Source organism: Staphylococcus equorum, assembly GCF_029024965.1.
GTDB lineage: Bacteria > Bacillota > Bacilli > Staphylococcales > Staphylococcaceae > Staphylococcus > Staphylococcus equorum.
In genome coordinates, this window is sequence record NZ_CP118982.1 from 512,986 (window position 1) to 525,112 (window position 12,127).

Below are 12,127 nucleotides of genomic sequence, written 5' to 3' on the forward strand. Positions count from 1 at the left end.
TGTCGATATATGGAACACATTTTTAAAGAAGGCGAAGCAAACGCACCTACATTTATTTTATTACATGGTACAGGCGGGGATGAAAACGACTTGTTACCATTAGGTGAAGTATTGAATTCTAAATATAATGTATTAAGCGTTAGAGGAGAGGTTTCTGAAAATGGTATGAACCGTTACTTCAAACGTTTAGGAGAAGGAAAATACGATATCGAAGATTTAGAATATAGAACAGAGCGCTTAATTACATTTTTAAAAGAAGCGGCTGATAAATATAACTTTGATTTAGCACAAGCCATACCGGTAGGATTTTCAAATGGCTCAAATATAGCGATTAGCATGATGTTACATGATGATATTACATTTAAAAAAGCATTGTTATATGCACCACTTTATCCTGTAGATTTAGTGAACAATAAAGATTTAAGTGATGTAGATGTATTACTTTCTATGGGAGAAAACGATCCAATCGTTACTGTAGAAGCTAGTAAGAACGTAATTGATATTTTTGAGAGTCGTGGAGCAAATGTGACGCAAGTTTGGGTGAATAGTCACGAACTGACGCAAGCAGGTATTCAAGCAGGTCAAACAGTATTAAATCAATAATATATAATAATGAAAAATGTGAAACATTAAAACAATAGCAAGAAATAGAAGACATAAACTTCATGTGTGTAATAGAGCGCATGCAGTTTATGTCTTGTTTTTTAATTTATAGATCATAATAACTAGATTTAAAATAGATAAAAAATAAGAGTCACTCTCAAAATAGAGTGACTCAGTGCGGTGGCAAAATATTCAATTTTGTCTGTATCCTATAAAACTGATTTTCTTTCGGAATATAGATAATCAATTATGTGTTATTCGGGTTTGTTTTTAAGTATACCTTTAATAAATATTGGAATTAATAGAATGAAACCGAAAATACCCATGATAGGGAATACTTTGCCTATCAATTCGATAAAACCAATAAAAGTTGTAGCAAAAGTAATAATTGCCATTATGGTAATTAAAATGTAATACGATTTACTATAAGGCTCAGTAAAGCGTGAAGCGAACGCATACATTAATCCTACGACTGTGTTATAAATAACTAAAATCATAACGATAGCCATAAATACACCAATAAAAGGGGAAATATTATTGGCTAGTAATAATGATGGGAGTGCAACGCCTGTAATTTGGGCAAATTCTGTAACCATACCGAGATTGAGCATTAATAATAGGAAGGTAATGATAATACCACCAAAAATACCGCCCCAAATAGTTGATTTCTCAAATTTTAAACGACCTCCCATTACTGAAAGGAAGCTAAAAGCAGCAGCAATTTGTAAACTTCCGTAATTGATGGCATCGAACCACCACCAGTTATCTGTGCGGCCTTCACTATTTGCATAGCTGTTAGCAGCCTCAAAATTAAATTGGCCAGTTGAAAAATAATATATGGCAATAATCGTTACAATTAAGACTAAGAATGGGGTAACCATGCCTAATACAGTAATTAAGCGATCAAATTTTAAAAATAGTGTTAATAAAATAACTAAGATTAATAAAAATGAACTAAGACCATAGGGAATATCAAAACTTTCATTAATTGTAGATACGCCACCTGCAGTCATAATCATTGCTAATGCAAATAAAAATAATGTTAATATGACATCAAATATCGTTGCAATAGTACGAGGTAAGTAAAATTTGATCGGTTCTGTATGGCTATGTGAACGCAGACGATAACCTGTGTTCAGTACAAAAACCCCGCCAACAGTAATAATCAAGCCAGTAATAAAAACGCCATACACACTAAAATTACCGTTACTTGTAAAAAATTGGAAAATTTCTTGCCCTGTAGCAAAGCCAGCACCTACTACAACACCGACAAATGCAAAAGCAACAATAATAATTTCTTTTAATTTATTCATATTGTTTGGAATCCTTTCATGACAATTCATTATCCGAATTAAGTTATGTTATATAAAAAGCATCACAATAGTTAATTCTACCTTAAAAAGGAAGAGAAATAAACACGAAAGTTTATTTGGTGTAGACATATGTATATCAGGAGAGTACTTAATGAGGTGTTTCGGAATAACACTACGATTAAAGTGAAATATGTGTGGGTATATAGTGAAGGTCATTTTAGTGCGTTAAACTTAAAATTTTGATAGTATGTTTTTCTGTTAATGAATTTTTGAAAGAAAGTATACAAAAATTGTTTGATATTAAAAATAGAGAGAGGGAGTTATGTGACTTTACTAAACTTACCATTAATGTTGCTCATCGTTATATTTTTAGCGCTCGGCATTTTCAGCCAGTGGTTTGCTACCAGAATTAAATGGCCATCGATTGTAGTCATGGCTATCGTAGGGTTACTCGTAGGGCCTATATTTGGTCTGATTAACCCTCAAGAAAGTTTAGGACAAGAAGTGTTCAGTCCGTTAGTATCATTAGCTGTAGCTATTATCTTATTCGAAGGAAGTAGTAATTTAGACTTTCGTGAATTAAAAGGTATTTCTAAGGCAGTGATGCGTATCATTACTATAGGAGCTACGATTGCTTGGATCTTAGGTTCAATTGCCTTACATTATGTATTAGGATTCTCATGGGCAATTTCACTCGTCTTAGGCGGTTTATTTTTAATAACGGGGCCTACCGTAATTCAACCATTATTAAAACAAGCTAAAGTTCGAAAAAGTGTAGATTCAATATTAAGATGGGAAAGTATCATACTTGATCCTATTGGACCTATGTTAGCGCTCGGTGCTTTTTATGTGTTTCAAATATTTGAGCAGGGCTTTGAATTGCAAATTATATTGAGTTTCGTCTTACGCTTCTTAGTAGCTGTGGTCATCGGTTTTGGTGCATCATACTTATTTATGTGGCTGATTAAACGTGATTTAATCCCTCAAAATCTCATGCCACCGATTCAATTAGTCTTTATTTTATTAATATTTGCTATTTGTGATGAAATTTTACCAGAATCTGGATTACTTGCAGTTACAATTTTCGGTTTAATGATGGCACGTATGAAACGTCACGATTTAATATTCAAAGAATCTGATCATTTTATTGAGAACACGTCATCAATCATGATCTCGACGGTATTTATTTTAATTACATCTTCTTTAACATTAGAAGTGTTAAAAAGTGTCATGTCATGGAAATTATTTATTTTCTGTGCAATCATGATTATTTTAATTAGACCGATTTCAATCATACTGGCTACGATAAATACAGAAATTTCAAAACGTGAACGCGCGATGGTATCTATGATGGCGCCGCGTGGTATTGTCGTACTTACTGTTGCTCAGTTTTTTGGTGGCTTATTTGTAGAGAAAGGTACACCAATGGCTGAATTCATCACGCCAGTTACTTTTGGATTAGTGTTTATTACCGTAGTAATTTATGGTTTTAGTTTCTTACCATTGAGTAAAGTTATGAGGCTTTCAAGTACAGAACCACCAGGTGTAATCATTGTAGGAGAAAGTGAATTTGCTTTTCATCTCGGCGCAAAATTGAGAGAACATAATATTCCAGTTATGGCATTTAATTTATTTAAAAATACGTCTCAACGCTCACATGATTTAGATTTTGAAATTTTTGAAGGCAATTTACTGTCTAGTAATGATCGTATTTATGCAGATATGACGCGTTACAACAAATGTTTACTCATGACGCAATCATTTGTATTTAACAGTCTAGCATTTAATGAATTAGTCCCAGAATTTGGTTTGAAAAATGTAGATATGATGCCCGTGTCGTTTAGTGATGAACATGCACGAAGTAATGTGGACGGGCCAATCAAAAATCATATCCTTTTTGATTGGAATTTTACATCACGTTGGTTTAACCGTTTTATTAAAGATCACAATATTATAGAAATACCAGTATCTTGTAAAGGTGAGTTAACTAAAAATGATATGATACTTTATCATATTAGTGATGGTAAAGTCGTAACATTCAAGCGTGGTAATAATAATCCTGTAGAATCAGAAAAAGGGATGATTGGTTATTTGAAAGACGCTTATTTACATCAGAATATATAGAAAAAATCCATTTGCGCAATAATTTATTGTTAGCAAATGGATTTTTTATGCGTTTATTGAGTTGTTTTAATTTACGAAGCGGTCATGCATTAATTCTTTTAAGATATCGATTTTTTCTTGGATAGTTTGACCTGAATTCGTATCACGTATTTTTTTACGTTGTAATTCTTTATCTACGACGCGACGAATCGAAAGTTCATCAGCACCGTTAAGCAGAACATGCTCTTTCGAATTAAAATGTTTATGAGCTACAAGCTGCATACCGAATGAGTTATAAAGTAAGGTATAGCCTGCGATACCAGTCGTTGATTGGTAGGCTTTTGAGAAGCCGCCGTCGATTACGATCATTTTACCTTCTGCTTTAATTGGATTCTCGCCATCAATTTCTTTCACAGGGGTATGTCCGTTGATAATATGGCCTTGTTCAGGATCTAGTCCAAAGTCTTTTAGCATTTTTTTACACATATCTACATCTTCACGTAAATAATAATATGGGTTTTTAGCTTCTTTATGTGCTGATTTATCACTAATAAAGTAACGTTCGAAAGTTGTCATTGCTCGTTTACCAAATAGTGAAGAATATTTACCAGTCCATAAATACCACACGAGATCAGTTGCTAAGTCATCTTCAATTTCTTTATTATCGAATGCTTTTCTGACGTGAGTTTCAAAGTAGTCTAATAGATTTCGACCATAGCGTTTTTCACCGTCTATCGTCATAGATTCCATTTCACCGTTTTCATCTACAGGAATGCAACCATGGATAAGTAAATTACCGTTATAAGGCAAATAGAGCTTACCTTTTTGCATTAAGAAAGTCATATGACGTTTTAATTTTTCTGATTGTTGAACAGATAATAATAAATTGTTCATCACTTCTTCTTCTTCTTCAAGTAATTTATTAGGATCTTCAGGATCAATTGTTTGGAAACAAGTGTTTTCTAACGTGTAAGTCTTGCCGTACAATGTTGCTTCATTTTTTGCATAGTCGATATTTTCTAGCACTAAACGTTCTTCCATTTCGAATGCTGGACGACGTTTAATAATAGGCGCTTCTAATTTAAACTGTAAGATTGCGACAGCTTGATGTATTTTCGTAATTTGTTCTAATTCTGCTTGGGTTAAATCCTGAGTATTTTTAGGTTGAAATGCCTTATTATTACCATCATAGTATTTCTCAGCAAGTGTTAATAATGGACGTAAATTAATACCATAGGCATCTTCAACAATATCTAAATTATTGTAACGTGCACAAATGCGCAGTAAATTGGCTAAACAAACCTTAGAACCAGCATATGCTCCAATCCATAAAACGTCATGATTGCCCCATTGAATATCTACTGAGGGATAATCAATAAGTGTTTCTAAAATTTTATCTGGTTCTGGTCCACGATCATAAATATCACCCACAACATGTAAATGATTAACTACTAAATGTTGGATGGTAAATGATAGACCGATGATTAAATCATCAGATTGTTCAAGCTTTATGATTTGATTGATTAATGTTTCGTAATAGGAATGTTTGTTATTGTATTTATTACTTTTATACAGTAATTCTTCAATAATAAAGACATAGTTTTTAGGCAGCGATTTACGTAATTTTGTTCGTGTATATTTTGATGAGGCATATGTAATCAATTTAATTAAACGATTAATTGTAGTTACATACCACTCATCTAATTCAGCTTTAGAAGTAAAATTATTTTTTATTAATTTTATTTTTTCTTCTGGGTAGTATACGAGTGAGGAAAATTCATTAATTTCTTTACGTGTTAAAGTATCTTGGAAAATGTCATTGATTTTTGACAGTACATTTCCAGAGCCATTACGTAACACGTGTTGGAAAGCATGGAACTCACCATGTAAATCACTGACGAAGTGTTCTGTACCTTTTGGAAGTTCTAAAATAGATTCCAAATTAATGATTTCTGTAGCCAATTCTTCTTTTGAGTGGAATTGTTCTGAAAGTAAATCTAAATATCTGTCCTTTACGCTTTTATCCGTTGTTTTACACATGATTTATGTCACTCCAGTTGTATAGTTTTTGTAATGTTTTGTATTACAGCTATGTAAAACGCTTTCATTATATAGTTTTTATTGTAGCATTAATTTTGATTATTATGTCTATTTCTTATTATATTATTAACTGTAAATAAATTCTAAAAAATGGCTTAATAATGTATAAAAGATAGAAAATGTATACATAAGCTTATAAATAAAAAAGTTCGATTATTACAAAAAATAATGTAAAATAACATGTTACTCAAATACATTAAAAACGATATTTATATAAAAGTTGTGGGAAACATACATTTTTGTGAATTGTAAAAAGAGATTAAAAGCACCAAAAGAGAATTATTACACTTTTAATTTTAAGCGTTAAAACCGCTTATATATCAGTGTTCAAAGTGCCGTAAAGCCTTTTTATTAAAAAATATAAGAAAAAACTTTCTGATAAGTGGTTTAAAATCTCTCTGATTTTTGTATAATGAATGCATGTGACAAAATCATAAAAAAAGGGAGTTTGTTCAATGTTTACATTGGGAGCATCATTACAGAGTCAAGTAGACCCGAACTGGCAAACTTATATTATGCTAATTGTTTATTTCATTGTTTTACTAGGCATAGGTTACTATGGCTTTAAACAATCGACAGGCAATGTCAGTGAATATATGTTGGGCGGCAGAAATATTGGTCCATATGTAACAGCACTATCCGCAGGTGCATCCGACATGAGTGGTTGGATGATTATGGGACTACCTGGGGAAGTTTATACAACTGGGCTATCAGCAGCGTGGTTAGCGATTGGTCTAACTATAGGGGCATACATAAACTATATTGTTGTAGCACCGCGTCTCCGTGTATATACAGAGAAAGCTGGGGATGCCATTACGCTACCAGATTTCTTTAAAAATAGACTAGATGATAAATCTAACTCTATTAAAATAATTGCCGGGGCAATTATTGTTGTATTCTTTACGTTATATACTCATTCTGGAATGGTTTCAGGTGGGGTATTATTTGAAAGTGCATTTGGTGTAAATTATCACTTAGGTATGGTAATCGTAGCAATTATTGTTATTGCATATACATTCTTTGGTGGTTATTTAGCAGTATCATTAACAGACTTTTTCCAAGGGGTCGTTATGATTATCGCTATGGTTATGGTACCGATTGTTGCTATGATGCAGTTAAGTGGACTTGATACAATATCACAAGCAGCAGAAATAAAACCTACGAATTTGGATTTATTTAAAGGTACAACAGCAATAGGTATTATTTCATTCTTTGCTTGGGGCCTAGGTTATTTTGGTCAGCCGCATATCATTGTACGTTTTATGTCTATCAAATCAATTAAACAAATACCAACAGCAAGACGTTTTGGTATCGGTTGGATGGCAGTCAGCTTACTAGGTGCAGTAGGGGTTGGTCTTACAGGTATCACATTTATTAATAGTGGTGGCGCAGACATACAAGATCCAGAAACACTATTTATTTTAATGGGACAAATTTTATTCCATCCGCTTGTTGGTGGGTTCTTACTTGCTGCTATTTTAGCCGCGATTATGAGTACAATTTCTTCACAATTGTTAGTGACATCAAGTTCATTAACAGAAGATTTTTATAAATTATTCCGTGGTGAGAAAGCAGCCAAAGAACATCAAAAAGAATTTGTTTTGGTGGGACGTTTATCAGTAATCGTTGTAGCACTTATATCGCTTTGGATTGCTTGGACACCAAACGACACGATTTTAGGTCTTGTAGGTAATGCATGGGCAGGTTTTGGTGCAGCATTTGGACCACTTGTTCTATTGTCATTATATTGGAAAGGCTTAAGTCGTACTGGTGCAGTAAGTGGTATGTTAGCAGGGGCAATTGTAGTAATTATATGGATTGCATTTGTTAAACCACTTGGTGAAATTAATGATTTCTTTAATTTATATGAAATCATACCAGGCTTCTTAACAAGTTTAATTGTAACGGTTGTAGTAAGTAAATTTACTAAAAAACCTGACATCGATGTTGAAGGGGATTTAGCAGATGTACGTCAAACTGTTAAAAGCGTTGGCAAGAAAAAGTAAAACATAATTTAAATAAGGGGTTTAAATTATGTAGTCAAAATTAAACAAATAAGCTAGATGAAGTTTTATATTAAACTATAAAGTCACTCATTTAGTTTAAAACGGGAGAAATTATATATAATAAAAGACTAACTTCAAAGGGGGAGTTAGTCTTTTTTTGATATATTTGGTTTCAAAATTTGGAGTATTTCGATTTATTACTGAATGATACTTTTTTTAACAATTGATATTAAGCATGCAATGTTTGCGATATTTAGTTTGCGGTAATTTATAAAGATAATGATTTCCTAGGAGGAGAAAAAGATGATTACTGTAAATGCGATAATGAAAATTGATCCGTCAAAGCGTGATCAGTATTTAGCGTTAGTAGAACCGCTTGTACTAGCAGCTAACAAAGAAGACGGCGCATTGTATTATGCACATTTTGAACGAACGGATGAGCCTAATACATTTGCTTTTATCGAACAATATGAAAATGAAGAAGCTTTAGAAGTACACAATGGCACAGAACACTTTCAACACTTTTTCAAAGAAGTTACGCAATATTTGATTACAAAACCTGATATTAAGGTTTCTCAAACTAAATAAAATACCATTTCAAAAATAAGAGTCTAAACTTACACAATCTCGTGAGTTTAGACTTTTTATGCCTTTTAATATGGTCGATTAAGACACTAAGCTGTTGCAGTGTAATATAATAGTGTATAATTTCATGTTGGAAGCAATTATAATAAAAATACCCCTATTTTAAAAAGTAAGTAATACGTTTTAGTAAGGAGAGAAGAAATAATGTTATATCAACACGGAACTTTAGGGACGTTGATGGCAGGTTTATTAGAAGGCACTGCTACGATTAACGAAATTTTAGAACATGGTGATTTAGGTATAGGAACATTAACTGGTTCTGATGGTGAAGTTATTATATTAGATGGTAACGCATATCATGCCAATGAATATGGTGAGTTCAAACAATTAGAAGGTAATGAAATGACACCATTCTCTACAGTTACCCCTTTCAAAGTAGATAAGCAATTTGATGTTCGCTATATCACAGACTCTGAAGCTTTGTTAAATGAAATACAACGTCAAGCAGCGAGTAATAATATATTTATAGCTGTCAAAATCACCGGTAAATTTGAAATGATTCATGTCAGAATGATGCCGAAACAAGAGAGACCTTATACTAAATTAATAGAATCGGCTAAAAAACAACCTGAATATACGCAAGAACAAGTGCATGGTACGATTGTAGGATTTTATTCTCCACAATTATTTCATGGCGTAGCTGCAGGAGGATTTCATTTACATTTTGTTGATAAAAATAAAACGTTTGGTGGCCATGTCTTAGACTTTGAATTTAATAGTGGCTCAGTAGAAATTAGTAATATAGAAACACTTGAACAACACTTTCCTGTGAATAATGATGAATTTTTAGAAACAGATATCGATTATTCAAGCGTTCATGAAGATATTAAAGAAGCAGAATAAATCATTTGGGCGATATAAAAAGATTTTTTACATCATACTAACAATGAAATGATTTATAATAAATTGTCTATGATATTATCCAATCAAATACGACAAAATATTTTTCAAAAAGTGTTAAAATAGTAAAGTGATGTTTTTAGTTGGACATATGTAATTTTTACGATAATAAACAATATTGTATTAAATATTGAATTGTTAGTAAGCTGAGATAAATAGACTACATGTGTTTACGACCTAATAAGACTGGGATATAAATACAACATACTATGTCGTAAATGTAAATTTGAGATTACACAGTAGCTGTCTGATATCTAATTGTACTTATATCAAACTTTTAAGATATTTAGTCAGCCTTGTGGGGGTTGGAATACGAAATCAAATTTCACATTTTTGATTTCTCTCCTTCTCCCATTTTTATTTGTGCTTTTTAAAGACTTTAATTTGTAGAGCACACACGTATTAAACTAATGAAAAATAAAATATTAAAGGAGATGAACACCAACATTGGTTAAATATTTAAAGTCACTTGTTCGATTTAATTCCATGAAAATCGATGTTGCTAAAGGTTTAAGACAAGCTATATTAATGTTTATCCCACTCATTATTGGTTATTTAATGGGTCATCTTTCTACAGGATTATTAATATCTACTGGTACTTTAGCACATATATATGTATTTGGTGGGTCATCTAAATCAAAACTGCGTATCGTATTTTTCTCATCGATAGGGTTATCTATTGCAATGATATTAGGTACGCTCACAGTAAGCCAACCACTTATCTTTGGTGTATTGCTACTTATTGTTACGGTCATTCCGTATTATATATTTAGTTCATTGAATATACCTGGACCTTCATCGACGTTCTTTATTGTTGCTTTCAGTTTACCTTTCAACTTACCTGTAGCTCCAGAAGAAGCTTTATATAGAGGGCTCGCTATGTTTGTTGGGGGATTATTAGCAACATTAATTGTTACTATACTTATAGTTATTTCTAAAGAATCTGCAGAGTCAAAAGCCATCAAAAATGACTATAATATCATTAAACAACTTATTTATAATTTTGATGATCCGAAGGCATTTGCTAAAGCATCACAATTCGCAGTGACTGCTTTTCGAAATTCAGATACTCAACTGATTACTTCTAGTACTGCGAAATCTAAAGAATCGCCCGAATTTCAGCGTTTGCTATTACTTCATAATACAGCGCAAGGTATTCATTCAGAATTATTAGAGCTGAATGAAAAGAACATGCGTCCTTTACCTAAAGAAATCAAAGAAATGGCAGATTTTGTAATAAAACTTGTATACTCTGAAGGTAATTTTAAAAAACAATGGACAAAAGCAGTGGAAATTGATGACCAATATCAAAATCTAGTTGATAATATATTCAAAGTAGATGCAATCATGAATGCAGGTAATGAACGTGTAGAACATGAAATTGATATTCGTGTTCCTATTTATGGACACCGTATGTTAACAAATTTAACTTTGGATTCCTTTGTGTTTAGAAATACATTACGCTATACAGTTATTATGGCTATTTCAATTTTTATTGCACTTATGTTTGGCTTTGAAAAAGCATATTGGATCCCTTTAAGTACACATACAGTACTATTAGGTTCAACAACGTTACATAGTTTTGAGCGTGCTGGATCTAGGGGTGTTGGTACAATTATAGGTGTGCTTGTATTATCTCTAATTTTATTATCGACGCCACCGTTACCAATTGCGATTATCTTGTTAGCTGCAGCAGCAGGTGTGACAGAGGTATTTGTGGGTGCTAACTATTCATTCGCTGTTATTTTTATAACGATTCAAGTGATCTTGTTGAATGGTATAGCAGCGAATCACTTAACAATTTTAATTGCATTACCACGTGTGATTGATGTAATTGTGGGTATCGCAATTGCTGTTATTTGTTTATTGGTAATAGGCAGAAAGACAGCGTCATCCATGTTACCAGCAACACTAGCGGACGTAGCAAGAGACGAGGCAGTATTATTCCATTACTTGTTTGCAAGTAGTAAATATTCATCACGAGAACAAGACAAACAAGAAATGCTTCAGTTAAGCGTGAAACTTAATAACATGAAGCAAGTATATAACAGCGCAAATGGTGAACTGTTTAGTAATAAGATGGTCATACAGTATTATTATCCGAGTATTTATGCTCTAGAAGAAATTAGCTTTATGCTTACAAGAGCTTTGAGTAATGAAGAAAGGTATCATATAGATGATGAAACAATGGGTGAATACTTACTTATTTTTGAAAATATAGCAAAACATTTTGAAAGAGGTTCGCATATTAAAGTTCAAGAAATACCCGAACTACCTCAGTATATGCACATTAAAACATCATTGATGAGCATTCAAAATAATTGTATGAACGCAAGACAAAAAGTAAATTTAGCACAAGTTTAAAAAGCAAGCCAACCTTTATGATGAATGAAATAACTGGTTGGCTTGCTTTGTTTTTTATTTGTTTTAAGGTGTCAAACAAGTTTTCAAGTATGA

The 12,127-nt window shown here is 32.4% G+C and carries 8 protein-coding genes; 6 read left to right on the forward strand and 2 right to left on the reverse strand.

Annotation, left to right across the window (positions count from 1 at the left end; genetic code table 11):
* The first annotated feature begins 9 nt into the window (after positions 1–9).
* Positions 10–603: a methylhydroquinone degradation carboxylesterase MhqD gene (gene mhqD / locus PYW44_RS02285; RefSeq protein ID WP_002506699.1), complete on the forward strand. Its 594-nt coding sequence runs from the start codon at positions 10–12 to the stop codon at positions 601–603.
* 254 nt (positions 604–857) lie between these two features.
* Here mhqD and PYW44_RS02290 read toward each other — a convergent pair whose 3' ends face one another.
* Entirely contained in the window at positions 858–1,916 is a 1,059-nt protein-coding gene (locus tag PYW44_RS02290; protein WP_021338586.1) for a YkvI family membrane protein, read from the reverse strand.
* 348 nt (positions 1,917–2,264) lie between these two features.
* Here PYW44_RS02290 and PYW44_RS02295 point away from each other — a divergent pair, with 348 nt between their 5' ends.
* Positions 2,265–4,040, forward strand: coding sequence for a cation:proton antiporter (locus tag PYW44_RS02295; protein WP_031265858.1), 1,776 nt, complete (start codon positions 2,265–2,267; stop codon positions 4,038–4,040).
* Positions 4,041–4,106: 66 nt separating this feature from the next.
* On the opposite strand, the gene PYW44_RS02300 is transcribed toward PYW44_RS02295, so the two are convergent.
* Positions 4,107–6,059: a fructose-1,6-bisphosphatase gene (locus tag PYW44_RS02300; protein ID WP_115075950.1), complete on the reverse strand. Its 1,953-nt coding sequence runs from the start codon at positions 6,057–6,059 to the stop codon at positions 4,107–4,109.
* Positions 6,060–6,574: 515 nt separating this feature from the next.
* Here PYW44_RS02300 and putP point away from each other — a divergent pair.
* The 4 genes from putP to PYW44_RS02320 all read left to right on the forward strand — a co-directional run bounded on the left by putP (position 6,575) and on the right by PYW44_RS02320 (position 12,034).
* The gene (gene putP, locus PYW44_RS02305; RefSeq protein WP_021338583.1) at positions 6,575–8,125 is read left to right on the forward strand and encodes a sodium/proline symporter PutP; all 1,551 of its coding nucleotides are present in this window, start codon (positions 6,575–6,577) and stop codon (positions 8,123–8,125) included.
* Positions 8,126–8,428: 303 nt separating this feature from the next.
* On the forward strand, positions 8,429–8,713 hold the full coding sequence (locus PYW44_RS02310) for a putative quinol monooxygenase (protein WP_002506704.1): 285 nt from the start codon (positions 8,429–8,431) through the stop codon (positions 8,711–8,713).
* Between the two features lie 201 nt (positions 8,714–8,914).
* Positions 8,915–9,613: an acetolactate decarboxylase gene (budA, locus tag PYW44_RS02315; RefSeq protein ID WP_021338581.1), complete on the forward strand. Its 699-nt coding sequence runs from the start codon at positions 8,915–8,917 to the stop codon at positions 9,611–9,613.
* A gap of 543 nt (positions 9,614–10,156) precedes the next feature.
* Positions 10,157–12,034 carry an FUSC family protein gene (locus PYW44_RS02320; RefSeq protein ID WP_051300677.1) on the forward strand — a complete coding sequence of 626 codons (1,878 nt, stop codon included), beginning with the start codon at positions 10,157–10,159 and terminating at the stop codon, positions 12,032–12,034.
* Positions 12,035–12,127: the final 93 nt, after the last annotated feature.

Excerpts from the sequence above, each read along its gene's own strand:
- mhqD (WP_002506699.1), top strand. The coding sequence starts at position 10 with ATGGAACACATTTTTAAAGAAGGCGAAGCAAACGCACCTACATTTATT.
- PYW44_RS02290 (WP_021338586.1), bottom strand. The coding sequence starts at position 1,916 with ATGAATAAATTAAAAGAAATTATTATTGTTGCTTTTGCATTTGTCGGT.
- PYW44_RS02295 (WP_031265858.1), top strand. The coding sequence starts at position 2,265 with ATGTTGCTCATCGTTATATTTTTAGCGCTCGGCATTTTCAGCCAGTGG.
- PYW44_RS02300 (WP_115075950.1), bottom strand. The coding sequence starts at position 6,059 with ATGTGTAAAACAACGGATAAAAGCGTAAAGGACAGATATTTAGATTTA.
- putP (WP_021338583.1), top strand. The coding sequence starts at position 6,575 with ATGTTTACATTGGGAGCATCATTACAGAGTCAAGTAGACCCGAACTGG.
- PYW44_RS02310 (WP_002506704.1), top strand. The coding sequence starts at position 8,429 with ATGATTACTGTAAATGCGATAATGAAAATTGATCCGTCAAAGCGTGAT.
- budA (WP_021338581.1), top strand. The coding sequence starts at position 8,915 with ATGTTATATCAACACGGAACTTTAGGGACGTTGATGGCAGGTTTATTA.
- PYW44_RS02320 (WP_051300677.1), top strand. The coding sequence starts at position 10,157 with ATGAAAATCGATGTTGCTAAAGGTTTAAGACAAGCTATATTAATGTTT.